This window comes from Psychrobacter sp. Cmf 22.2, from assembly GCF_001921745.1.
Taxonomy (GTDB): Bacteria; Pseudomonadota; Gammaproteobacteria; order Pseudomonadales; family Moraxellaceae; genus Psychrobacter.
The window spans coordinates 126281-152406 of the sequence record NZ_MRYA01000005.1; the positions used below are offsets into that span (position 1 = coordinate 126281).

Here is a 26126-nt window from a genome sequence, read left to right on the forward strand (position 1 = left end):
TTCAGCTGCAACGAACGAAATTAACTATTATTAAGTGATAAAAAAGCCATCTCGACAGATCAAAGATGGCTTGTTATTGGATAAATTAAGATTTTAAGTTAACGTAGCTTGAGAGTCATCAAACCTAATACTACTAACACAATAGCAATAATCCAAAAACGGGCGACCACTTGGGTCTCTTTCCAACCGATTTCCTCAAAGTGATGATGCAATGGCGCCATACGAAAGACGCGCTTTTTACGTAGTTTATATGAGCCTACCTGAATCATGACCGACAGTGCTTCAGCGACGAACAGACCACCCATAATAGCAAAAGCAATCTCTTGCCGCGTCATGACTGCAATCGTACCTAGCATCGCACCAAGCGCCAGAGCCCCCACATCGCCCATAAAGACTTGTGCTGGATGCGCATTAAACCATAAGAACCCAAGACCGGCCCCAATCATCGCACCGCAGACAATAATAACTTCAGAGTTATAGGCAATATAAGGCACATGCAAATATGCTGAGAATCTAACATCACCTGACACATATGCCATCGCACCCAAGCCTGCTGCGACGAGCACTATGGGCAAAATAGCCAAGCCATCCAAGCCATCCGTTAAATTGACTGCGTTAGAGGCACCATTAATGACAAAGTAGGTAAAAATAATAAAACCAATACCAAATGGCACTGCCGAAAATGGAATCGCTAAGTTCTTGAAAATAGGAATCAGCAGATCCTGCATCTCACGCGTCGTTGCCATGTCAGGCTGTAACGTAGCTATATAGTAAAGGGAAGCCCCGACAAATAATGCACCAACAGACAACCAAAAATACTTTTTACGGGCAATGAGGCCTTGAGGGTTTTTATATTTAATCTTTAGCCAATCATCTGCCCAACCGACAGCGCCAAAAATAATCATTACAATCAGCAAAATCCAAATGTAAGGATTGCTCAGCCTTGCCCATAATAGTGTGGCAACCCCAATGGAGGTCAGAATCAAAACACCGCCCATCGTGGGCGTTCCAGTCTTGATTAGATGCGACTGAGGGCCGTCATCACGGACCGCCTGACCATACTTAAGTGAGCGTAGATGACGGATAACCCGCCCGCCAAAAAACAAACTAACACTAAGCGCGGTAATGACCGCAAGTAACGCCCGTAGTGTCAACGAAGAAACCGCAAAAAACGGTGTGTAATACTGACCAAGCCATTCAAACAACCAAACTAACACCGTCTACTCCTCAACTAGCGCATCAATAAGTGTTTCCATTTGCATGGAACGAGAACCCTTGAACAACACGGTACAAGGCTTGGCTTGCTGCGCTTGCAAAAACGTCTGCAAGTATTCTAGTAGACTTTCTTTGTCGTCAAAGGCATGAGCACCGATCGCACTCACCTCTTTTGCACCGGCAACACTATAGGCTGCATATTCGCCCACACAGAGCAGTACATCGATACCCGTGGCACCAATAGTCCGTCCAAGGCTTTGATGCTCACTGACAGCGGCATCACCAAGCTCTGCGATGTCGCCCAATACCATGACCTGCGTACCTGTTTGTGCTGCTAATACTTTAGCAGCAGCACGTACTGAATGTGGGTTGGCGTTATAAGTATCATCGATGAGCCTATGCATACCTAAGAGCTGACTGTTTAAGCGCCCTTTAGCAGGTCGGGCATTTTCTAAACCGATGACGATATCGCTGACATCGATGTTCAACGCATGTGCACAAGCAGCAGCAGCCAGAGCATTATTCACATTATGCTCGCCTGCCAGAGGCAAATTAATATCATGAACCTGATTGCTCACATGCAGCTTAAACTCACTGCGCTCAGGCTCTACGTCTAAGTGGCTGGCACTGACATCAGTATTGCCAAAACCAATCACGTGTGAAGTATGCTTTTCGGCGATGCGGCGCAGTTGGTTGGTAAAATCATCTTTATCAGGAACAATAGCAAACTGAGCGTCCGTTAACGTGTGATAAATTTCAGCTTTAGTCTGACATATGCCTTCACGACTACCAAATTCACCTAAATGCGCTGTACCAATATTTAATATACAGGCGACATCAGGTCGGACAATCTCGGTCGTATAAGCAATCTCGCCGATATGGTTGGCGCCCAGCTCTAGTATGGCATAACGATGATGATCAGATAGCTCAAGCAGCATCATCGGTACGCCTAAATCGTTATTAAGATTGCCACGAGTAATAAGTGTCGGTGCCAAACGGCCAAAGATACTACCGAGCATCTCCTTACAAGTTGTCTTACCACTAGAGCCCGTAATAGCGATCACCGTCAAGTTTTGGTGCTGCTGACGACGATAAGCGGCCAAATGCCCCAAAGCCAAACGGGTATCACTTACTACCAATTGTGGAATACTAGTAGAAATCGGACGTGATACGATTGCTGCGACCGCACCTTGAGCAGCAGCGACATTAATATAGTCATGTCCATCAAAATTATCGCCACTTAGTGCTAAAAATATATCACCTGCTTTGATGGTGCGCGTGTCGGTTGTGATACGATTGCTTGTAACGCCAATCTTTGTGCCTGATTGACCTTGTTGCCAGTGACTGCTAAGCGCCTCTGTAGCCGCCAGCAAGTTATCTGCTTGCCAGACATAAAGTCCTTGCGACTGAATGGTGTTGTTGTTGCCAGCTGTCATAGTGATTGCCTTGTATGGTGACTACTGTAATTCGTTGTTTTTGATCGATTTGGCTTGGTGGTTATATTTGGCTAAGCAGAAAACCATATACTTATATGCGTCCCGCTTGTTGTAGCGCTTGCTGCAAGATGACGCTGTCATCAAAATCATGACGAACACCGTTAATCTCTTGGTAAGTCTCATGGCCTTTGCCCGCAATAACCACAATGTCATTGGCGCTGGCGTGACTCACTGCATACTCAATCGCCCGTTGGCGGGCAGGCTCGATATGCGTACGCTGATACTGCTCTTCACTCATGCCAGCCTGCATGTTTTGCAAAATGACATTGGGATCTTCAGTGCGCGGATTGTCGGCAGTTAATATTACTTGATCAGCACCAGACAATCCCGCTTGTGCCATCAGTGGACGTTTGCCAGCATCGCGGTCGCCGCCACAACCAAACACTGCCCATAGCTGGCCTTGGCAATGCGTTCTTAAGCTATCTAGCACTTGTGTCAAAGCATCAGGAGTATGCGCGTAATCCACGATGAAGCAACCATCGGTCGATGGCACGCGCTGCATACGTCCAACTGCACCTTTTAACTGTGGTACCAAGCTTGCAATGTGCTCAAGGCTAATGCCTAATGCTACCGCTGCTGCAATTGCCGCCAGCAGATTGGCCACATTAAAATGCCCTAACAAGGGGCTGATAATATTGATATTATTCACATCGTTACCTTGACTGTCACCTAGTACACTTCGTAAAGTAATTTTTACGCCTTGTAGACTAGGTTCAATCTTAGTAGCAACGAAATTAGCACCCTTTGCCTCATTATCAGCCTGCAAACTGTATGTCCATACAGTCAGATTACTGGCTTTAGCCGTATCAAGCATTACGTTCGCATGCTCATCATCGATATTAATAATCGCGTGCGTCAAGGTTGGAAAATGGGCTTTATCAAATAGTTTGGCTTTTGCAGCGACATATTCTGCCATATCTGCATGATAATCTAAGTGATCTCGGCTTAGATTGGTATAAATGGCAACTTTTATGGGTACACCTTGCAACCGCTTTTGATCCAGTCCATGCGAGCTGGCCTCAAGTGCTAGTAAGTCGACGTTTTGCTCACCCATATGATACAAAAACTGCTGCACTGCTAAGGCATCACCTGTGGTATGGCGGGCTTGTAACAATGCATCAAGCTTACCATTACCTGCTGTTCCCATGACCGCGCTATCGTGACCAGCCAGCTGTGCTAATTGTGCAACAAGTTGACTGATCGTTGTCTTACCATTTGTACCGGTGACAGCGACGACTGTTGGCAACGTTATGAGCTGCTGATATTGCAAACGTGCCTGTATTAAGCTTCCCAAAAAATGGCGAATATCAGGTACGTATAGGACAGGACAAGGTAGTATATCGGTATTATCAAACAGTGCTACTGGATTGATCTCTGAAAAGATAAGAGCAGCCCGTTTGCCAGCTTGTAATAGGTAATCATGAATTTTTTGTGGGTCTTGACCTTGCTGCGTCTGACTCTTTAATAGTATAAATGCATCATTGTCAGCAACATGACGGCTATCCAAACGCAATTTATTGAATGCAGTATTCGCTATCGCTTCTGGATTTTTAGCACTGTGTACCATCTTTGATAATTGCTGCCCCAATGCATTATTATTACTCTCTATAAGTTGTTGCAACGTAATAGCGTCATAGGCTGATGAGGTCATGGGCAAATCCTAAACGATTGAAAAAATGAAAACATAGCAAACATGCATAAGGAATGCTCTAAAACCGCAGGTGTCATTTATAGGTTATAAAAACGACACCTGTTTGCGTGGCTTATTTAGTTTGTAAAGGCTTATCTAAAGGCACATTATACAAGCGCAAAGCTTCTTTCATAACATTGTGAAAGACTGGGCCTGCAGTCAAGCCTGCATAAATTTGACCACGTGGGTCTTCAATCAGGATAACACCGACTAACTTTGGATTTGATGCAGGAGCCATGCCAGCAAATACGTTGCGATACTGGTCAGTATAGTAGCCACCATCTGGGTTAATCCGGCGCGATGTTCCTGTTTTGCCAGCGACGCGGTAACCATCAATAGCTGCAGCCTTCGCAGTACCACCTGGCTCTGTTACTGCCTCCAGCATCTTGACAATCGACATTGCTTGCTCATGCTCCATGATGCGCTTACTGGGCAGTGGCTTATCAGTCTTAGTCAAAGTCAGTGGATGCATTACACCGCCAGCGGCCAATGCTGCATAAGCTTGTGCTACTTGGGCAAGCGTCACTTGTAGGCCATAGCCATAACTGACTGTCGCACGGCGAGCCGTTTCTTTTTCTTTTGGTGTCGTCACCAAGCCTGCGCCCTCACCTGGAAATTCAAGCGGGGTTTTGGACCCAAAACCAAATTGTTTTTGCATGTTGGTAATGGCATCAGGCGGTAGAGACAAAGCAATCTTAGTCGAAGCCACGTTACTCGATTTCTGTAATAGTGTGGCCATGTTAATCATGCCGAGATTGTTATGGTCACGAATCGTATAACCACGGACACGGATCGAACCAGGGTTGGTATCGATTAAAGAGTTGGCTGTATATTTACCAGAATCTAACGCAGCAGCGACGGTAAAGGGCTTCATCACCGAACCTGGCTCAAAAACATCAAGTAGCGCGCGATTACGTTGGTTTTCACCAGTCATCTCATTAAGATTGTTAGAGTTAAACGATGGCCATGTCGATAACGCCAACACTTCACCAGTCTGTACATCGACCACCATACCAGTCGACCAACGTGCTTGCTGCAAGCGCCCTGCCTTTTCAAGCTCTTTATAAAGCAAATACTGCAAACGCGAATCAATGGTCAACGCCACGTCCTGCCCAGCGATTTCTGGTTCAACTTGTTTGATTTCTCTTAAACTGTTTTGTTTGGCATCTTTTAATACCAAGACCTTGCCATCTTCCCCTGCCAATGTTGTTTCGTACTGACGCTCAATACCTGCACGACCCTCGTAACCTCCCTCAGGATCGCTGGCATTTTGTCCCATAAACCCGAGCAGCTGCGAACTGGGCTGCGGCTGGGGATAGTAACGCTGAAAAAAGTTTTTTTCGTAAACACCAGGAAAATCAAGCGAGCTGACACTTTGAGCAATCTCAGGCGTAACCTTATTTAGTAATGGCAGATAATGTGAGCCAGCTCCCGATGGTAATGCCGCTTTTACCGCTTCTTCATCAGTGACATCAATACTGTCATCAATGGCGACTGCTTTTTCAAGCTCGCTGACTGGGATATTGGCGGCAGCTGCTAAGCGGGTTAGATCCATATTGTCTAAACGCTTTTGCATACGTGCTTGTAGCTGCGGACTATCAGGATTGGCGATTTTGACACGATTGAGCTCATAGTATTCGCGCGCATAATCATGCGGACTGAACGACACAGTCGCAAGCGGGGCGCTGACCGCTAGAGGCAAATCGTTGCGATCGGTAATCATACCGCGATAGGATTTTTGTGTACGCACACTCGTGATAAGCTCATTACCTTTATCTTGATAAAACTGTGCGTTGGCTACTTGTAGATAATAGGCGCGTGCTATCAACAAGCCTAATACGACTAAGGCAATACCCCAAATAGTGCGAAAACGGTTTTTGTCGTTTTCAAAACCACCACGCGAGGATGCGCCAGAGGCTTTGCTAAAAATGATCTTTTTGCGGTTTTTGACACTGGTGTAAGCGCCTTGATTATCGTTATTCTTTAGGCGTCCAAATAGCTTACCAGCACGATTGTTCGTACCTGTTTTGGAAGATTTCGTGTTTGAGTTTTTACTATCTGTTTTGGCAGTATTGGCACGGCGTAAAGGCTTAATGACTTTGCCACTGGCTGGTTTTTTGTTGGTGTTTTTTGCAGTGCTTTTTGGTTTTTTATCACTCATTGTCCCGCCTCCTCTGCTGGCACATCAGGAGACAAATCTGTAGAAGCTCTTGGTCCAACATTGTACGAACCATTCTCAGCTGAGTCAGTTACCACTGGTTCCAACGCAGTAGCGACGCCTGGCTGAATAATCAGCTTGTCTTCTAGCGTTGGTGAATACATACCCAGCTCAGCGACCGCACGACTGGCAATCTGCGGCGTGGCGCTAAAGGTTTGCTGCTCAATAAGCAAACGCTGGTGTTCTACCTGTAGCTTACGTTCTTGTTTTTTCATGTCTTGCAAGGTTCTATAGTCCTGATGATATTGCTGAACATTTTCAGCCGTTTTGATACCGCTCCATACGATTGCACCTGCCAATAGCAACAGTACAACCACATAGATACTGACGACATTGAATCGACGCGCGAATAGTTCGCCAACATCGGTCGTATTGGACATAGCGGCGTGGCGGTTTGCAGGTTTGTCAGATATTGCCATGACGATCTCAAAAAGTGGACTTGAAGTATAAAAGCGCTAACTGTTTTAGATTTACAAATAACTTATCAGCACCATCAATAAAACATAAAATCAAATATCTCAGTCAACTGACCAAAAAACAACCAAATAAAAAGTTAACTGCTGAGCCTAGCAGATAATATTTACAGCTTTTTAACAGTGGCGTAGCGATTAACACATTCGCGCACCATCTAGATAAACATTAGCAACCATACGTGGTTCGTCTAATGATTTCACCTAAGGTTTAAGATGCATCTGTCTGCTGATAAGCTGTATCAGTACGCGTTGCCATTCGTAACCAAGCGCTACGAGCACGCGGATTCTGACTCGTCTCAGCTTTACTTGGGCCGATACGTTTGGGCTTACTAAAATAACGTGGGCGCTTGGGCGGCATCGGTAGATTCTCATCTTCTGGATACTGACCTTTACTATGGCGCTGCAAAAACTGCTTAATACGTCGATCTTCTAACGAATGAAAGCTAATGACTGCCAGCTGTCCTCCTGGCTTTAGGATCGGAATACTTTGTGCTAAGAAGTCATCGACATCGCCAAGCTCATTATTAATAAAAATGCGCATGGCTTGAAAGCTTTGCGTGGCTGGATGCTTGCCGCGCTGCCAGTTAGGATGCGCCGCTTTAATCACTTCTGCCAGCTCAAGTGTGGACTCATAGCTGTCCATCTGCTTGATAGCGCGCGCGATACGGCGACTATGACGCTCTTCACCGAATTCATAAAGCACATTGGCCAAAGTTTCATCATCGACTTGCTCGAGCCATTCGGCTACTGACTGTCCACGGCTGGTATCCATCCGCATATCGACCGCGCCATCGCGCATAAAACTAAAACCGCGGCTACCATCATCAATCTGCGGTGAGGAGATACCCAAATCCGCCATGAGCCCATCAACTTGAGTAATACCCAAAGCCGCCAGACTGCCGGTCAATGTAGCGAAGCTATCATGAATGACATGTACGCGGCTGTCTTCACTTGCAAGCTTACGAGCAACGTTAATCGCAGTCGGGTCTTTATCAAAGACAATCAGCTGAGCATCATCGGCAAGCTGTCTTAATAGTAGCCTGCTATGACCGCCACGGCCAAAGGTTGCATCGACATAAATACCACTTAACTGTAAGCTGTTTTGATCATTACCGTCTGTTTGTTTGGGTAAGGATTTTAACCCTAATACCGCAGCGACGGTCTCTTGCAGCAGCACCGCATCGTGCACAAAACTTGCGTCATCAACCATCGTATCATCTTGACTAAGTGCTTGAGTCGTTTGATCACTCTGCTGGTTGACCTCTTTAGTAGGGACGTTTTTCATAGAAGATGGGCTAACCATTGATTCAGACATTCCGGTATTAGAAGAAGGGTTGGCTTTGGTATCTGACTTAGATGTCGGTTTAGGTTTTGGCTTATATTTTGACAATGACACAAACAACTCAATAGATGACGACCACCAAGGCCAATAATTAGATAAAAATAAACAAGTTATGACTTATCTAGCGTTATTATCGCAAGGATACATCTGTAGTCAAGCGCTAGACGGCCTTTTCGTTAAAAATATCATGTCTCTCTGTTATACTAGCGCTATATTTTACGCTATTTTTCTACTTTAACTTCTATTCATTCGTATTTCTTACTCATTCTTATTTTTCATTGTCATTTTTTATCATAAACAACCTTTTTGAGAACTTTATCATGCAAACCTCTACTCAAACTACTCCTAATGGCTCGCGTCCTGTCCGTACTCGTATTGCGCCATCACCGACTGGTTTTCCACATGTCGGTACTGCTTATATTGCGCTGTTTAACTTAGCGTTTGCTAAAGCGAATGGTGGTGAATTTATTTTGCGTATTGAAGACACCGACCAAACCCGCTCAACCGAACAATCTGAACAAATGATTTTGGATGCGCTACACTGGGTCGGCCTGGACTGGAGCGAGGGGCCAGATATTGGTGGACCACATGCCCCCTATCGCCAGAGCGAGCGCGGTGATATTTATAAAGAACATGCCGAAAAATTATTGGATAACAATCATGCATTTCGCTGTTTTTGTAGCAGCGAAGAGCTAGATGCCATGCGCGCTGAACAAATGGCCAATGGCGAAACCCCTCGCTATGACGGTCGCTGTGCCCACCTTGCTCCCGAAAAAACCGAGCAATTGGTCAATGAAGGCAAACCAAACGTCATTCGTATGCGCGTGCCAACCGAAGGCGTCTGCCAAGTACATGACATGCTACGCGGTACTGTTGAGATACCTTGGGCGCAAGTTGACATGCAGGTACTACTAAAAACGGATGGCATGCCAACGTATCACCTCGCCAACGTCGTCGATGATCATTTGATGGACATCAGTCATGTGATGCGCGGCGAAGAATGGCTAAACTCCGCACCCAAGCATCAGCTACTTTATGAGTATTTTGGCTGGGAGATGCCGACCCTTTGCCACATGCCATTACTGCGTAACCCAGATAAATCAAAACTGTCGAAACGTAAAAACCCAACCTCTATCACTTACTACCGTGATGCTGGCGTACTACCTGAAGCGCTGCTCAACTATCTGGGCCGTATGGGCTACTCAATGCCTGACGACACCGAAAAGTTCACCTTAGATGAGATGATTGCCAGCTTTGATATCCAGCGTGTGTCACTTGGTGGGCCTATCTTCGATATCGAAAAGCTTAATTGGTTAAATAGCGAATGGCTACGCGCGCTCACGCCTGAAGAGTTAAAAAACAAGATCCTCGATTGGGCCAGTGACAGCGATAAACTCACTGCTATCGCTACTGCGATTCAGCCACGCATTGAGCTATTGTCTGACGCAGTCAATTGGGGCGGGTTTTATTTCCAGAACCTACCTGATATTAATGCAGAAAGCTTTACCCATAAATCGCTTGAGCCTGAGCAAATCATCGAGATGCTACAACTCGCCCTTTGGCAGCTAGAAACCTTGCCTACATGGACGGAGGCAAACATCTACGCCACGCTTAAAGGTCTTGCGGCCCACCTAGATATTAAGATGCGTGACTTTATGGCACCGTTCTTTATCGCTATTGCGGGTAGCACCTCATCGACGCCTGTTATGAACTCTATGGCGATTATCGGCGCTGATATGACCCTGACTCGCTTGCGTCATGCTGTTGATGTACTAGGCGGCCTCGGTAAAAAGAAACTTAAAAAGCTTGAGAAAAAATCAGCAGAGTTGCCAGATTTTTTGGTGGATGAATAGTTTCGTTAGTATTTTTATTCCTATATTTCTAAAAATCGATCAAATTTCGAATTATTAAAATCTTCTTTGAGCACAATTTATCTTACAACTTAAAACTAATGAGCGTGGGTCTTGAAATGGCAAGGTTCACGCTTTTTATTATCAAAAGTTGTATTTTCCAATAAAACTAAAATGTTGTAGACTATTAATTTAGCTGTTTAATCAAGTTGGAGATTAAAGATTTGAAATTTACTAAACAATTAACAGCATTGATAATAAGTGCTTCTTTGGTTACAGCAAGCCAAGCGGTACAGTTTGTAGTTGCTACATCATGGGAAGAGTCGCAGACTAGCAGTGCTTGGATTAATTACAAAGAACATCATAGCAGTGAAATAAAAACTCTAAAAGCTGAAATAAACCATTCAAGAGCTGGTCAACAAAGGTTATATTTCAGTGATCTATCTTCGCTAGGAAATCAGATATGCAAATATGAAAGTACAATTCCAACTAGTGTAACTATGAACTTTGATAATCAGGCAGTTAAAATGTCACGCTGGTGCAAAAAGTACATAGATTCTGATAATTATTACCTTGATTTAACTCCTGAAACAGAACGTGGTCACAACTATGTAGTTGATCTTTTTAAGAAATCTATAAATCCAGTAAATATTAAATATGATAATGACATAATGCCTTTTTCTGTAGTAGGTTTTACTAAAGCTTGGAATAGCGCAGGTGGTAATGCCATATAATGATGTTTATTCTTAGCTAGCTTAAAAAAAATAATATTTTTTTAAAAAAGTAGTTGACAACGTCGTCACTCTTACCTAAAATACGCACACTCTTAGCGAGGGGCTATAGCTCAGTTGGTAGAGCACTTGCATGGCATGCAAGGGGTCAACGGTTCGACTCCGTTTAGCTCCACCATACTATTTATAGCAAAGCTCAGTACTACTGAATTTTATAATAAATACTCGCTAGTAGAACGATATCAGTACCTAGGCAAGGCTTGCACTATTATCAATAGATAAGCTCTCTGATATTGTGAAGTACCGTTATAACCACAGGTTATGACACTCTATGCGTCCCCATCGTCTAGAGGCCTAGGACACCGCCCTTTCACGGCGGTAACGGGGGTTCGAATCCCCCTGGGGACGCCACTATTCGGCGTCAATTATTAGCACTTTTACAAGCTTGTATTAGATTAGACTAATAATTGCTCCACTAAAAAGCCCATTCACAATTCGTTGTGAATGGGCTTTTTTTATGTCTGCTCAAAACACATGTATAAAGACGCAGACTTATACCTAGTCTCAAAACCCCTTCCAGTTATACATATAAAAGAGTCTAAAAATATAAAATATTTACTTTACAATCAATAGTTTAATTCTAATAACGACAAAGCCACACAAGTTTACACTTAGCGGATTTGGTGACACAAATTAACACCCTTATACACAAAGTCAGTGTTTCTCTACTTAACGCTATTATGAATATATTCATCTATTAATTATGATTGCCTTGTACTTAATGAAGACTTTTACAAGCTTCTTTATAGAAATCAATAATAATGATATGCAAATTAGCGTTTAAACAACATGTGATAAGGAATTGTTATGTTACCTACCTATACGCCTCAACGTCGCCCTTCATGGCGCGGCGTGCTAGCAGGTCTTATTATGGGACTGCTCGTAGTCATGGCGATGATTGCCATCGCTTTAATCCTAAGCTCATTTATACCGTTTGACCTAAAAGGTACTAGTATTGCTGCTGGTATTTATGCTGCTATTACTGCTTTAGTCAGTGCTTATGTTGCAGGCTATTTTGCTATCAAATACTCTGCACCCGAAGCCTTATTCGGTGATGGTACAGATGTCGATCAAAAAGACGCTACGTTGACTGGTATGTTGACTGCTGCTTTAATTGTATTGGTAACCACGTTTTTCACTTTTAGTAGTGCAACTGGTATCCTAGCGACGGCTGGTAATGCTGTTGGTGGTACTGTTAGTACAGTAGCAAAAACTGCAGGTGGTGTAGCAGCAGCTGGTACATCAGCGGCAAGTACAGCAGCCATCGCTGCACCTGATAGTACTGTTACGCAGGTTCAGCAAAAAGCGCAAGAAGTTTATCAAACAGTATCTGGTAACATCAGCAAAGCTGATATCAGTGCTATGGTAGCCAAAAATACTCAAAACTTAAACGATCAACAAATCCAAGCGACGACTAATGTATTGGATGAGATGATTAACGAAACCAAAAGTGATGTTACTGATATGGACTTCACGAGTATTGATACATGGCGTAATATTGATGAGTATGCAAAACAACGCATGGCATCTATCGAACAGACATTAAAAGGTCCTGAGTTGATCAACCGCTTACAGCAAGAAGGATTGAGCGAAGCGCAAGCGACTGAAGTACGTTCAGAAGTAGTACAGTCATTTAATGAGTATAAAACACAAACTGAGCAATATATCGCGCAAGCCCAACAAACCGTTGATCAAAATCTACAACAAGCTGAAGACGTTGCTCGTAAAGCTGCCTTGTATAGTGGTCTATTTTGGTTAATCAGCACTATCTTAACTTTCATCGCTGCTACTATGGGTGCCAAAAGTGCCGCTACTAAGCACCGTTTAGATAAGCCTATTGTTACTTGGGGTGACAACGTTAGATAAGAGCATGTTAGATTATAGATCTAGTAAAACTGATTATTAGTCAATAGTACTTACCCATAATAAGCCCAATCACATACGATGATTGGGCTTGTTTTATGGCTATCATTTCTAAAACACTTTTTAGTTTTATTCGCAATACTTTATAATTACTCGCGCTATTGCCAACCTATCCAATGCTCGCTACTATCTACCCCATAAGTATTTTATACAATATAAAAATGCTCTAGGACGTATGAATTTTTAGAACCATCAAAGGGAAGTGATTGCGATGTTCGGTATCGAGAATTATCTAGGGTTTATTTTAGCGGCTATTTTGTTGAACCTGACACCTGGCACAGATAGCATGTATATCATCACTCGCAGCGTCTCACAAGGGAACAAAGCTGGTTTCTATTCTGTACTGGGCATTGTCACTGGAATACTAGTGCACACGGTATTGGCGGCATTAGGACTATCAATCATTTTAGCCAACTCTCCACTAGCATTTACTATTGTTAAATATATTGGTGCCACCTACTTATGCTACTTAGGGGTCAAGATGCTCACGCAAAAGACGGACTCTGTCATAGCAAAAGGCTTACCCATTAATAACAAGGCCGCGCCAGCAAAGCGACTTGATTACGGCAAAATATATCAGCAAGGCGTCTTAACCAATACCTTTAATCCAAAAGTCGCGCTATTCTTCCTGGCCTTTTTTCCGCAGTTTATTGATGCTAACTATACTTATAGCGCATTATCATTTCTGATTTTGGGTTTGAGTTTTGCTATTACTGGTTTCATATGGTGCTTATGCTTGGCACTACTGGCGTCAAAATTTAGTAAAAAGTTACGCGAAAACCCAGCGATTGAGACTATCCTGAATAAGATCAGCGGCGCGGTGTTTATTGGTTTGGGAATTAAATTGCTTACTGAAAAAGGGTGAGTAAATGCGGATCAGCGATTCTAGAGATAGACTTATAAAGCCATACCAACTTCATCACATGTTAGTTGTATACAAAGCAATTATTAAATTCAGGAGACGTAATGAGCATTTTGCAAAATGCAATCGATTCAATACAAATTGGGGTTGAGGATTTTGAGAGTGATGATGATAGGCGCAGTGTTTCCGCTGTCAGAAATATTGCGGCTGGGATTTTATTACTATACAAAGAAAAACTCTGTCAGTTGTCTCCTAATGACAATAAAGAGTTACTAATAAAGCAGAATATTAGGCCTGTGCAAAATACGAAAGGTGAGATAACTTTTGAAGGCAAAGGTAATAAGACAGTTGATGTTCAGTCCATAAAAGAAAGGTTCAAAAATTTAAACATTACAACAGTAGATTGGGATAGGTTTGATAAAATCAGTAGAATAAGAAACGATTTAGAGCATTATTATACATCTAAATCTCCTGATGCTATCAGAGAAATTATAGCCAAGTCCTTTTTGCTGATTAGAGACTTCCTATCAGAGCATTTGCAAGAAGATCCTCAAGAAATTCTGGGCGATGATTGCTGGGCAACTTTGCTTGAGGTAAGCGAGGTTTATTCGGCAGAAGAACAAGCTTGTAAAGCAAGTCTTGATACAGTTGATTGGAAATATCATTCAGTTGAAATAGCTCTTAAAAATCTTCGTTGCAATCAATGCCACTCTTCATTGATACAAGCTCCGCATAGTGATGATGTTTATCCAATGATTGACTTGCATTGTAAGTCATGTGGGGAGGACTTTAGCTTTTATGATGTGGTCGAACAATGTATCGATGATTCTTTGGCTGGAGAGACAATTAAAAATATAATGGATGGCGGTAACTCTCCTTATGGTTCATGCCATGAGTGCTGGAAAAATACTTTCATTTATGAAGAAGGATGTTGTGTGGCATGCGACTATGAGATGGAATACACTAAATGTGAAGTGTGTGAGGCTCCTCTAGACTTAGAAGATCAGTATAACACAGGCAAATGCAGTTATTGTCAGTATAGATGGGAGAAAGTCATGGCAGAATGAACTAACAAATTGCACTGTCATTTTAATTTTCTAGTTAAATTTAAAGCATAACGTTGTATCAACTACAAGCAAAAAAGCAGAATAAGCTCCTACGCCCAAAAACAACCACCCACAAATAAGCCCAGTCCCCTACATTAAGGAGACTGGGCTTTATATCATTCTAACTCTAATTAATCACTACGCAGCGTCTTTGCTATCACCCGCTAGCTGACGTAATACATAGTGCAATACGCCACCATGACGCACGTATTCGCGCTCTTTTGGTGTCTGCAAGCCGACATTGACCTCAAAGGTTTCGGTCGAGCCATCAGCACGGGTAGCAGTGACTTGAGCGGTTTTGCTCTCACCATTGTTTAGGCCGGTGATGCCAAGTACTTCAGAGCCATCAAGCTTGTAGGTGTCTGCATTCTCGCCGTCTCTAAAGGTCAGCGGCAACACACCCATACCGACGAGGTTTGAGCGGTGAATACGTTCAAACGAGGTGGTCAATACTGCTTTGACACCCAGTAAGATCGTACCTTTTGCTGCCCAGTCACGGCTTGAGCCTGAGCCATACTCTGCCCCGCCGAGGACGACGAGCGGACGCTTATCTTCTTTATACTTCATCGCTGCATCATAGATAGCCATTTCTTCGCCATCTTGTAGCGTTGACTTATCATCTTTGAAGTAGTAGGTATAGCCGCCCTCTTTGCCGCCCATCATTTGGTTTTTGATACGGATATTGGCAAAGGTACCACGGGTCATGACTGCATCATTACCACGGCGTGAGCCATAGCTATTGAAGTCGGCTTCCATGACACCGCGCTCTTGCAAGTATTTACCTGCTGGTGAGTTTGGATCAATATTACCCGCAGGTGAGATATGGTCGGTGGTGATTGAGTCACCAAATAGACCTAAGATACGCGCGCCTTCGATATCAGGGATACCTTCTGGCTCCATGGTCATACCATTAAAGAACGGTGGGTTTTTGATGTACGTTGAGCCTTCATCCCATGGATATAGCTGACTATCGGCTGAGCTAATCGCGTTCCATTCTTTACTACCATCAAACACTTCACCATAGTTTTTACGGAACATATCAGCATTGATGTTATTGGCAATCAGCTCGTTGATCTCATCTGACGTCGGCCAGATGTCTTTTAAGTACACATCGTTGCCGTCTTGGTCTTGACCAAGCGGCTGGGTGGTTAAGTCGATATCCACCGTACCTGCCAGCGCGTAAGCGACGACTAATGGTGGCGACGCCAAATAGCTTGCCTTGACGTGCGAGTGAATACGACCTTCAAAGTTACGGTTACCAGAGAGTACCGCAGCTGCCACTAAATCATTTTCTTCGATACCTTGCTCGATACTTTCAAGCAATGGTCCTGAGTTACCGATACAAGTGGTACAACCATAACCGACTAAATAAAAGCCTGTTTTTTCTAGCTCATCCATCAGTTTGGTTTTTTCTAAGTAATCCGTCACCACTTTTGAGCCTGGTGCTAACGAGGTTTTGACCCAAGGTTTGGCTTTTAGACCTTTTGCCGCCGCTTTTTTGGCGACCAGCCCTGCACCAAGCATCACCGCTGGGTTTGAGGTGTTGGTACAAGAGGTAATCGCAGCGATGACAACCGCACCATCCCGCAGGTTATATTGCTCATCATTGATATCAACGATACTACAGAAGTTACCATCTTCATCACAGTTTTTTGGCTTAGCTGCTAAGTTTTTGGCTTGCTCTTGCTCACCGCCTTCTTGGTCAAAACGCACCTTGCCTTCAACTTCTGCCTTGCGGTCTTTGGTCATCTCCTCAAGCGTTTCGCCAAACTTCTCATGCATATCAGCTAGGTTGATACGCTGTTGTGGTAGGTTTGGCCCTGCAAGTGCTGGCTGTACTGAAGACAAATCAAGCTCTAGTTTACTTGAGTAAGTCGCTGCTGGTGTATCGGCATCATGCCATAAGCCCTGAGCCTTGGCATATTTTTCGACCAGCTCAATTTGCGCTTCGTCACGGCCTGATAGACGCAGATAGTCAATCGCCATTTGATCAATTGGGAAGATACCACAAGTCGCGCCATATTCTGGTGACATATTAGCAATAGTCGCACGATCCGCCAGCGGCATACTGTGTAGGCCTTCACCGTAGAATTCGACGAACTTACCTACCACGCCATGGGCCCGTAGCATTTCAACGACACGTAACACCAGATCTGTCGCAGTAACGCCTTCAGTCAGCTTACCCTTTAGTTCAAATCCAACTACTTGCGGAATCAGCATCGAGGACGGCTGACCGAGCATGGCCGCTTCGGCTTCAATACCGCCAACGCCCCAACCAAGGACACCGATACCATTAATCATCGTGGTGTGACTGTCGGTACCAAATACCGTATCAGGATAGGCGGTCAGCTCACCGTCGACATCTGCTGCCATGACCACGCGCGCAAGGTACTCAAGGTTAACCTGATGCACGATACCCGTCGCTGGCGGGACAACGACAAAGTTTTCAAAGGCATTTCGGCCCCAATGTAGAAACTCATAACGCTCATTATTACGCTTAAACTCAATCTTCTCGTTGAGATCCAGCGCATCTTCGCGACCATAGGCATCGACTTGCACCGAGTGGTCGACGACCAGCTCACTGGGGATAAAGGGATTAATTTGCTCAGCACGACCTCCAAGCTCCACTACTGCATCGCGCATCGCTGCCAGATCGACGACTGATGGTACACCAGTAAAATCCTGTAATACTACGCGTGCTGGCATAAAAGCAATCTCTTTTGAGGCCTCAGCGCCAGCGTCCCAGTTGGCCACTGCTTCGATGTGGTTTTTGCCGACAGACTGACCATCGTCTTCGTTACGCAGCAAGTTCTCTAGCACTACTTTCATACAGTACGGTAGCGTATTGATATTGTCGTAAGTTTCGGCAAGTTTGGGCAAGCTATAATAGGCATGCTCTTTGCCATCGACCGAAATGGTGTCTTTTACATTAAAGATATCACTCATGGTAGCTTCCTTATCGTTGTTATAAATCCTGAACACAAATTATCATGAACTTATGGTTTTGAATGGTGGCTAAACAGTTTATTGATTTATTAAATAAATACTGCGTCAAAGTAGGTACTAAAAACATTAAGCACTAAAGACATTCGACACTAAAAAATAATGCAGAGTAAAACACTAAAGTAATCGACTATAAGTTTTAATTAACCCAAGCTGCAAAGATTTTTTTAAAACTTAGTATCAACTTGTTTTTACCATAACAAATATTGAAGCCTTTGTTAACGCTTAGACGTAGTCAAATCGTGGCACAATCGTAACCGTAACAAGGCTTTAACCACCTGATTATAATTAATTTTATATATTTTGGCTTTTACCCTGTTTACGGCGACCACTACGGAAGACAAATGGATCATCATAAAAATCTGGATCTTCATTCTCGGCCCAAAAATGCGGCACGCCTAAAATGGGCAGTGGCGATAAATGACGCGGTGTGACTTCGTTCTTTGATAGTAATTCATTCATATAATCAGCCAATTTATCATCCAAAAAGGCGATGCGCTGCTGCGTTGACAAGGCAAAGAAATCTTGGCTGACGTTGATGACCACGCTATGCGCGCACAAAGGCTTACGCGGTGCTATCAATTGTTCAAGCAAAGCATGACCAAAAATATAAACCGCCGCTTGCGCCTTTGGACTAGGACTTGTAGGGTCATCCCACTGCGTGCGTGGCTGTACCAAACAGCCCTGCCAATCAAAGTCGATCAACGCCTCGCTAATACTAGGATTGGCGGTAATCAATACCGCGCCGTTTTCATCAAACACAGTGATGGTATCGCGGACGCGGCCCCGACTGGCACCGACCCCTTGCTGCTCAATCTCCAGTATATGATAGTGGTTTAGTAGGGCTTTGGTCTTAGGGAACGTCAGCCAAATACTGCCGTTAAATAAGTCGTGTAAGTTGTCACGCGTCGGAATATTGCCAGTGCTGCCGATAAAACTTTCGTAAGCTTCGCCTTCTGGCAACGCGTCTTGCGAGACAAACTGTAAAGTCTGCGCCTTATGGTTATATGCAGGCTTGGTATGCGGCAGTTGCTGCTGCAAGTCAGCTGCCTGCTGATGCAATGCGGTATTTAATACTTTAGCGATGATGTCTGGCGTGTTTTGGGTGCGGCTGATAAGGGCTTGAGTCTCAGGAGCAGAGCTTTGAGTATCAGCGCGCTCCATGCTCAAGCTTTTTGTCGCACTAAGCTGAGTAATGGCTTGGCTAATGGCATCTAACTGCTGCACATGACCAAGCCACGGCGCGCGCCAGTCAATCTGAGCAAAGCTGTCATCAAGTCTGCTTGCCGCTACGGCTGACGCCTGTACAGACGAATCGTTTGGTAAAGGCTGGTCAAAAAGCACATCTGAACGATGCAAAGAAGGCAAATTACTGGCAGTCATATCAAACTATCTCTCATAGGCGATGGGCGGCTTATGGTATCATGGTGCGCTTTTTTACGGCTAGACGGGCAGCTCGAAACGTTGTGTTCGCGCGCTATTTATTGATGAGTTTTTATGGCAAATTTTAACACCCACTTAAATGTTGCATTTATGGTCAGCGGTACGCTGAGCTTAACGGTCTATAAAGCGGGGCTGGTTGATGACTCTGGGTTTTTGATGTGTGCGGCGCTCGGTACCATCGGTGGCCTCTTGCCAGACTTGGACTCAGACAACTCAACACCGATTAAGCTTGGCTTTAACCTCATCTCTTTTGTCTTCGCTTTTGGGCTGGTGATGCATTGGCGCAGTGAGCTGAGCCTATTGGCATTGATAGTGTTATGGCTGGCTGGCTATGGGTTTATGCGTTATGTGGTGTTTTATGTTTTTACCACGATGACGGTACATCGCGGCGTCATCCATTCTGTGCCTTATATGGCGATATTGGGATTGGCGCTGACGTATTTAAGCTATGATATTTTGCACCTGCCCTTAACGGTGAGCTGGTTTTATGGTTTGTTTTTATTTGGCGGCGCAATGGTGCATTTGGCCCTAGATGAATTATATAGCGTCAATTTGTCCAATATGAAAATGAAGCGCTCGTCGGGTACAGCGATGAAGTTTTATCAACATAAAGACAAATGGTGGTATTTGCTGCTGTACGTTATTCTGGCGTTACTGGTATATATAGCGCCGCCGTTTGACGCCTTTTGGCAGCAGGTCAGTGACCCTGCAGCTTGGGCAAAGCTTAAGCTCGGTCTATGGCCAGAATTGATAAAAGGCTGGCTAAGTTAACGGTCTTTTGCTACCAAATAATAAAGGATAAATAACGAGAGTACACTATGTCGACTTCTGCCGCCCTCCAAACCTGCCCCTGCCAAATCAACCCCGCGTCAGAAACCACCACCGCGCCCCTACTTTATAAAGACTGCTGTCAGCCTTATCATGACAGCGTTTTAAACAAAGAAGTGGATAAAACTGACGGCGTACAGGCAGAAACGGCGGAGCGTCTGATGCGCACGCGTTATAGCGCTTTTGTGCTTATCAAGCCCGAGTATATTGTCAAAACCACACTACCCGCGCAGCAAAGCTTACTTGATGTGACAGCCATTGAGGAATGGGCCACTAAGACCGATTGGGCAGGATTGGAAATCGTAGAACACAGAGCAAAGCTTGGCAAACGACACGCGCAGGTTGAATTTAAAGCTTATTTTAGAACGCCTAATGGCTTGCAAGCGCATCACGAGTTGTCTGCCTTTGTAAAGGTAGTAAATAAAGCCCATCATGATGCGCGTTGGTATTTTCTCGACCCGACCGTTCTTATGTCTGTCACACAGAAACAGCCGTGTATTTGTGGCTCGGGTGAGAAGTTTAAGCGCTGTTGTGGGAAATTATAACAATCTAATCAAGAAGCCGATTTCTTTATTTTTAGAGAACTACCTTTGTTTTCCAACTCCATCCACCTTTGATGTTTCAAAGAAACATTCAACAACTGAGCTATTTTTTGTTTTTCCTTAAAATCTACTGGATACATATAAATATGCTGAATAATTAGCTGCTTCATAAGTCTTTGACATACTACATTATTACTAAAGCATTGATTTAGTCTAATAATTTCCTGAATATTCAGTGTTTTATTGAACTGTAGATCTATAGATAATTTTATTAAAGAATGCACTGGGGTATTCTTTGAACTTTCAATTTGGCGATAAACCTCAAAAGCTTCCTTAGACCCTATAGAGTGCGCTATTTTTTGTATTGTGGCATATAAAACATTATAGGTTAAGTGTAAATACGCTTGCTCAGCGTGCTCTTTAACTTCACTATTTGTCATACGAGAATCCAAAGCGATATTCTCAGCAATGAACCTCACTATACTTTCTTGCGCTTTATCAGATATATTTAAGAAAAAATTCAGAAATCTTAATCCTGCATCAATTCCATCTAGAGCAAGATTAGTTATAACTGATTTTTCAATACTAGCATGCCTGTTGTTTATTATTTGTCCAGCTATCTCCATAGATTTAAAAACTTTATTAATATTGGATAAAATATCGTACGATAGTTCATCTTGCTCAACATCCTCGTTATTCAATTTCTCTTGATTATCTAAGTACTCATTCTTCTTTTTTCGCTCTGTGCTAATCTCTCTTTGCTCAATAACCAGATCAGGAATTCTTTGCATAAAATTTTGTATAAATTTTAACTGATCTCTAGAGAAATTGGTTTCTTTTATAGGTGCAAAGAAGATAATAGAAGGTGAGAACTTATTAACAGTAACAGGAAACAGTTGAAAACCCCGTAAGTCTGAACCTCTCCATGGGGTAATTCTCTTTAACTCCTCGTCAAATTGTTCTTTCAGACACGATCTAATTTCATTCAATATCCAACTATTTTTTGTATGATGTGTGACAAAAATCAGTATATTAGCATAATCTTCTTTATGTAATTTTTTCAATAAATTTTCAGTAGCTTTTCTAGTCTCTGGACTTTCTGTATAAGATTCAGCTATTTTTTTAGCTACAAAAAAATAGTATATATATGGATACTTGAACTTATAGTCAATGCTATCAGTCATCAATATTGAACAACCAATTAAGCTTTCAGTAACTATATTTCTATCTGAAGAAAGAAATTTTCTTTCATACTCATCGAAAAATATATCTATGTCATTATAGTTTGGATTTTTATCATTTTTAAATATCCACCACGAAAGTTCCGTTAATACATTTAAATACTTCTCATATTGCTCCTTATGTATTTTTCCTGACTCGAAATTAGCATATATAAGTTGTTGGTAACAATGCCCGTATGATGTTAGCTCTACATTGAGCTTCTTATGTGCTTCAAACATTTGAAGTATCATTAATATATATACAGGTCTGGCTGGAACTATTTTTTTCTTTAAAACACCATCAATCTTACTTTTTACTAAATCTGTCTGTTTATAGTTTTCTCCTTCTGAAGATATTGATTCCTCCTTTCCTAGAGATACCCATCTACTAATTAGCTCTTCTCTTTTTTGATGACCTAATTCTAGTAGCTTAGGCTTTCTAAAGCTATCAAAGGAAGGTATATCGCTACTTATATAAGAATAATTAGACTCACAAGAAACTATAATTCTTATATTATTTTTCTCCAAATAATTAAAAAATTTATGGATATTATTCTTCTTTAAAGATATTTTTTCAAAGTCATCAATTAGAATAGTTTTCCTTTCATATGAAATAAATTCGGGTAACAATAAGTTAATATACTGCGACTCCAAAGCTTCGTTTATAGCCTTTTCATAGTTATTATTTATGTTTTTAGCTTGTAAATAAACACATACCTCACTATTTTTTAATATTTTAATGTAAAAAAATTTAAATAAAGATGTTTTCCCTATTTGTTCATCGCCAGATAGAATGAAATTTTCACGGCTTTCTAATACGGAAGACGATGTGTGTATATCAATAAGTTTTTCAGTTTTCTCATCATATTCTTGTATATCAGGAATAACATATATATCTTTCAATTTTACCTCACCAACTAAACGATGAGATAGTTTAACGCCAGTATCATTTAACCAAACTAAAAAACTATCTGTAATTGCAGTTCTAGAACTTTCTACAGATTTATCCACTTTGGCTAAAGTTTTTTTTTAGCTATTTCTTCTACAGCATTTTTTATTCCTTTAACAACATCTAACCATGCTTCATCTTCATCAGGCCAGCTCTTAACAGCTTTAGCATCCTTAGGTAAGCCTTGAAAACCTGAAAAGCACATATCTTTCCAGTCACAAGCTCTGACTACGATTGGAATAAGGATAGATTTACCTTCTTCATGCTGTTTGACAGCCGTTTTTACTTCTATATCCTGACTATAATCAGAATTTATAAAGCTTGAACTAACTAAAAATAGAATTATATCTGCTTCTGATAAATTACTATCGATTTCGTCTTTCCATTTTTGCCCAGGCATGATTTTTCTATCATGCCAAGCTTCTATTACGTTATTTCGTCTTAAAGAGGATAGGTGTTCCTCTAAATTTTCTTTGTAGGTTTCATCTTTGTGTGAGTAGCTGATAAATACTTTAGCAGACATATTTTTCTCCTATATAAAATTTACTATTAAACTAAACACTCGCCCCAACCGCGCGTGCCACCGCAATGCCTTCATCAATGGTCAAAAACTTACGCTGACTTGGGCTGTCTTTATAAATAATCTCACCCTCAGAGAATATCAAGCATTCGTTGACCGCCAACTGTTGCCATTTTTCGTTTTCAGTCAATGGCACGGTCACCAAAATCGTCACCTTATCGGTATCGGTGGTGACATCGCTAAAGTTGATCGCCAAATCATCGTCCGCCAATTTTGCCTCACCAAATGGCGCTTGGCGGGTCAGATAAAACAACAAGCTACCGGCATAAGCCAATTGCCAGCGGCCATTGGATATTAGGCAATTAAACAAACCGTTTGCAGATAAATAACGACATTGGGTGGTCAAAAAATTAAACAGCGTCTGGTCGTCAGGACGGGTCTTAAAAGTGCTTTTTAAGCGATTGACCAAATAACAAAACGCCACTTCAGAGTCGGTATTGCCGACAGGCTGGCAGTGCGAGGCGTTGCCATTGTCTTGCAGACGCTGACAGCGCTTGATAAATTCACTATTCATCTGCCCATTGTGGGCAAACACCCACTGCTCGCCCCAGACTTCGCGGACGAAGGGATGGGTATTGGCTAAGCAGTTCTGTCCCTGCGTGGCTTTACGAATGTGGGCGATGACATTCATGGCCTTAATCGGATAATTATTGACCAAATCTGCCACTGGCGACAGATGGCTTGGGCGGTTGTCATGAAACAAACGCAGTCCCGTTGAGTCGTTTCCCACCGCGCCATTATTGGTACAGTCACTACGCTCAAAGAATGCAATACCAAAACCATCTTCATGGCTATCAGTCATACCACCACGACGACGAAACCCTGCAAAGCTAAAACCAATATCGGTTGGGGTATTACAGTTCATTCCTAAGAGTTGGCACATTTATGCTTTACCACCTTTATTACTTTGATTGTCTAAGCTATTTTTATTTTCTTCGATGCCCTGATTGTCTTGTGTCACTGTTGTAATACCAAGGTCTGCATCGCTCATATTATCTAGCAAAACTTCGCCAGCAGTGTCGGTATCGATACTGTCCAAGATACGTTTGGCATGCGCCAGTTCAGTATCTTGTATCCACAACACAATACCTGAGTTCATCCCTGGCATCGCGCTTAGCGGTTGTAGAGACACGGTAATGCCATTATTACGTAGCAGGTTAGCATGCAGCTCACCTTGCATATTGGTGTCATAGCGTGCCAGTTTGTGCCAGTTATCAACTTGATCGGTCATAGGGACACCTTTAAGGTTTTGGTACAGAAATCATTGAGCGAAAATAGTCGAAAAACGTTCTATACTAATTGATCGAGCGCATACTCTTTGATGATAACATTACTATTATCGTTTAAAGTAGCACGTGCCTGCTCAGCTTCAGCAATGTTACTAAATACACCAGCGACTTGATTGTCGCTCTTATCGTTCAATAATACAAACACCTTATCTTGTACTTTTTCGACATGCGACCAGTGATAGGCGGCAAGACGCTTCATAAGATCAGGGTTTTTCACCATGATATTATCGCCAGTCCGTCCTTCGGTACGATTATAATGAATAACGTTTAGACGTAGTAGCCAAAAAATCACTGCCGCTTTGGCTAGCATAACAGGTAACGCACGTTTTTCATCGCTGCTAAGCGCGCGCTTTGTTTCGTAGCCTCTTAAGAACGCCGCCATCTTACTACGGTCAAAATGTACCAGCTCACCTTGCTCGGCATCGCCCCACGTGGTACAAAAATCATTAATGGTGATGGCAATATCCATCACATAATGCTCGACACTCACTTCGGTAAAGTCCAATAGACCCGTTAAACGCTCTTCGCCTTTTTGGCTATTATTTAACGATAAGTCCCATAGTGTATTGTCAGCGAACATATCGAGATGACACAAGCCTTTTGGTAAGCTAGCAAGTGGTAAATTTGAGTAAGCTTGCCAAATATCGCGCATGAGCTTGGCTTCATCGCCTGGCATAAACTGCATTTCCCGGTCACGCACCTCATTCCATGGATAGAGGGGCACGCCGTAGTCTTGTGCAGGTTGTAATGCTTGCAAGGTCTCATGCAGCATCGCTAACGCTGAGCCAATCTCATGACACATCGCAGCCGTGGTCTCTTGCGGATGCGCGCCAGACAAGCACGGCACCAAAGTAATTGCTTTGTTTTCATAATGAATGACATAGCGTTTGTCCGTATCAGCATCTGCATCAACCAATGGCAGCGGCGCAGCGACCGGCAATTTGCCATCTAATTGATTCAGTATCACTGCCATTTTTCCGATATCTTCTGGTGGGCGCTCTTCAAATAAAGTAAATACATAAGAGTGCTCGCCATCGGCATCATCCGTCGTCTGAATAAACCAATTAGAGTTTTTGATACCTTGGGTAATCGGAATGGCTCGCGCAAACGGTACGCCAAAACTTTGACAAAAGGCGGCAAACTGATCATCGGTTAACTGGGTATAGACGGACATGACATCTCACTTATGGCAATGGAATAATGAATTAAATAGGAAGAATGTAGACGCTAATGACAGTAATTGTACCGTGCATTAGCAAACTATAATGAAAAGCGTAATAATCTTGCGAAAACCTGCCTGATATGG

At 42.9% G+C, this 26126-nt stretch carries 20 protein-coding genes and 2 tRNA genes; 9 read left to right on the top strand and 13 right to left on the bottom strand.

Features of this window, described 5'->3' with window-relative positions; all coding sequences use genetic code 11:
* Positions 1-98: 98 nt before the first annotated feature.
* From mraY to rsmH, 6 genes are all read right to left on the bottom strand, one after another.
* A complete protein-coding gene (gene mraY, locus BTV98_RS10125) occupies positions 99-1217 on the bottom strand; it encodes a phospho-N-acetylmuramoyl-pentapeptide-transferase (RefSeq protein ID WP_058369657.1) in 1119 nt (372 codons plus the stop codon).
* Between the two features lie 3 nt (positions 1218-1220).
* Positions 1221-2651, bottom strand: a complete 1431-nt coding sequence (murF, locus tag BTV98_RS10130) for a UDP-N-acetylmuramoyl-tripeptide--D-alanyl-D-alanine ligase (protein ID WP_075103529.1) — start codon at positions 2649-2651, stop codon at positions 1221-1223.
* Positions 2652-2742: 91 nt separating this feature from the next.
* Positions 2743-4362: a UDP-N-acetylmuramoyl-L-alanyl-D-glutamate--2,6-diaminopimelate ligase gene (locus BTV98_RS10135; protein ID WP_075103530.1), complete on the bottom strand. Its 1620-nt coding sequence runs from the start codon at positions 4360-4362 to the stop codon at positions 2743-2745.
* Positions 4363-4474: 112 nt separating this feature from the next.
* Positions 4475-6562, bottom strand: a complete 2088-nt coding sequence (locus BTV98_RS10140; protein ID WP_075103531.1) for a penicillin-binding protein 2 — start codon at positions 6560-6562, stop codon at positions 4475-4477.
* Positions 6559-7038 (bottom strand): cell division protein FtsL, encoded by a 480-nt coding sequence (locus tag BTV98_RS10145; protein ID WP_082638077.1) that lies wholly within the window; start codon positions 7036-7038, stop codon positions 6559-6561. Before BTV98_RS10145 ends, BTV98_RS10140 begins: the two co-directional genes overlap by 4 nt.
* A gap of 262 nt (positions 7039-7300) precedes the next feature.
* A complete protein-coding gene (gene rsmH / locus BTV98_RS10150; protein ID WP_075103558.1) occupies positions 7301-8302 on the bottom strand; it encodes a 16S rRNA (cytosine(1402)-N(4))-methyltransferase RsmH in 1002 nt (333 codons plus the stop codon).
* A 449-nt stretch (positions 8303-8751) separates the two neighbouring features.
* Here rsmH and gltX point away from each other — a divergent pair, with 449 nt between their 5' ends.
* The 7 genes from gltX (at position 8752) to BTV98_RS10185 (ending at position 14927) form a co-directional block, all read left to right on the top strand.
* Complete coding sequence (gene gltX / locus BTV98_RS10155) at positions 8752-10287, top strand: glutamate--tRNA ligase (protein WP_083606183.1); 1536 nt, start codon at positions 8752-8754, stop codon at positions 10285-10287.
* A 221-nt stretch (positions 10288-10508) separates the two neighbouring features.
* The gene (locus BTV98_RS10160; RefSeq protein ID WP_075103533.1) at positions 10509-11018 is read left to right on the top strand and encodes a hypothetical protein; all 510 of its coding nucleotides are present in this window, start codon (positions 10509-10511) and stop codon (positions 11016-11018) included.
* 99 nt (positions 11019-11117) lie between these two features.
* Positions 11118-11193, top strand: a tRNA-Ala gene (locus BTV98_RS10165).
* A 157-nt stretch (positions 11194-11350) separates the two neighbouring features.
* A tRNA-Glu gene (locus BTV98_RS10170) sits at positions 11351-11426 on the top strand.
* A 456-nt stretch (positions 11427-11882) separates the two neighbouring features.
* On the top strand, positions 11883-12941 hold the full coding sequence (locus BTV98_RS10175; protein WP_058369704.1) for a hypothetical protein: 1059 nt from the start codon (positions 11883-11885) through the stop codon (positions 12939-12941).
* A gap of 268 nt (positions 12942-13209) precedes the next feature.
* On the top strand, positions 13210-13863 hold the full coding sequence (locus BTV98_RS10180; protein ID WP_058369705.1) for a LysE family translocator: 654 nt from the start codon (positions 13210-13212) through the stop codon (positions 13861-13863).
* A 101-nt stretch (positions 13864-13964) separates the two neighbouring features.
* Positions 13965-14927, top strand: coding sequence for a hypothetical protein (locus tag BTV98_RS10185; RefSeq protein ID WP_058369706.1), 963 nt, complete (start codon positions 13965-13967; stop codon positions 14925-14927).
* A gap of 177 nt (positions 14928-15104) precedes the next feature.
* Here the strand turns inward: BTV98_RS10185 and acnA are convergent, their stop codons facing one another.
* Positions 15105-17912: an aconitate hydratase AcnA gene (acnA, locus tag BTV98_RS10190; protein ID WP_058369664.1), complete on the bottom strand. Its 2808-nt coding sequence runs from the start codon at positions 17910-17912 to the stop codon at positions 15105-15107.
* Between the two features lie 351 nt (positions 17913-18263).
* Positions 18264-19352, bottom strand: coding sequence for a DUF3025 domain-containing protein (locus BTV98_RS10195; RefSeq protein WP_075103534.1), 1089 nt, complete (start codon positions 19350-19352; stop codon positions 18264-18266).
* Positions 19353-19466: 114 nt separating this feature from the next.
* Between BTV98_RS10195 and BTV98_RS10200 the strand changes: the two genes are divergently transcribed.
* Both BTV98_RS10200 and BTV98_RS10205 read left to right on the top strand, forming a co-directional pair.
* Entirely contained in the window at positions 19467-20183 is a 717-nt protein-coding gene (locus BTV98_RS10200; RefSeq protein ID WP_075103535.1) for a metal-dependent hydrolase, read from the top strand.
* A gap of 47 nt (positions 20184-20230) precedes the next feature.
* The gene (locus BTV98_RS10205) at positions 20231-20785 is read left to right on the top strand and encodes a YchJ family protein (protein WP_075103536.1); all 555 of its coding nucleotides are present in this window, start codon (positions 20231-20233) and stop codon (positions 20783-20785) included.
* Positions 20786-20793: 8 nt separating this feature from the next.
* On the opposite strand, the gene BTV98_RS10210 is transcribed toward BTV98_RS10205, so the two are convergent.
* Genes BTV98_RS10210 through BTV98_RS10230 form a run of 5 tightly spaced genes read right to left on the bottom strand, consistent with a single transcriptional unit; the run spans position 20794 to position 25994 of the window.
* Entirely contained in the window at positions 20794-23013 is a 2220-nt protein-coding gene (locus BTV98_RS10210) for an NACHT domain-containing NTPase (RefSeq protein WP_075103537.1), read from the bottom strand.
* A gap of 5 nt (positions 23014-23018) precedes the next feature.
* The gene (locus BTV98_RS10215; RefSeq protein WP_075103538.1) at positions 23019-23474 is read right to left on the bottom strand and encodes a toll/interleukin-1 receptor domain-containing protein; all 456 of its coding nucleotides are present in this window, start codon (positions 23472-23474) and stop codon (positions 23019-23021) included.
* Between the two features lie 31 nt (positions 23475-23505).
* Positions 23506-24414, bottom strand: coding sequence for a class II glutamine amidotransferase (locus tag BTV98_RS10220; RefSeq protein WP_075103539.1), 909 nt, complete (start codon positions 24412-24414; stop codon positions 23506-23508).
* The gene (locus tag BTV98_RS13795) at positions 24415-24762 is read right to left on the bottom strand and encodes a hypothetical protein (RefSeq protein WP_227511801.1); all 348 of its coding nucleotides are present in this window, start codon (positions 24760-24762) and stop codon (positions 24415-24417) included.
* A 59-nt stretch (positions 24763-24821) separates the two neighbouring features.
* Positions 24822-25994, bottom strand: a complete 1173-nt coding sequence (locus BTV98_RS10230) for a homoserine kinase (RefSeq protein ID WP_075103540.1) — start codon at positions 25992-25994, stop codon at positions 24822-24824.
* Positions 25995-26126 lie beyond the last annotated feature (132 nt).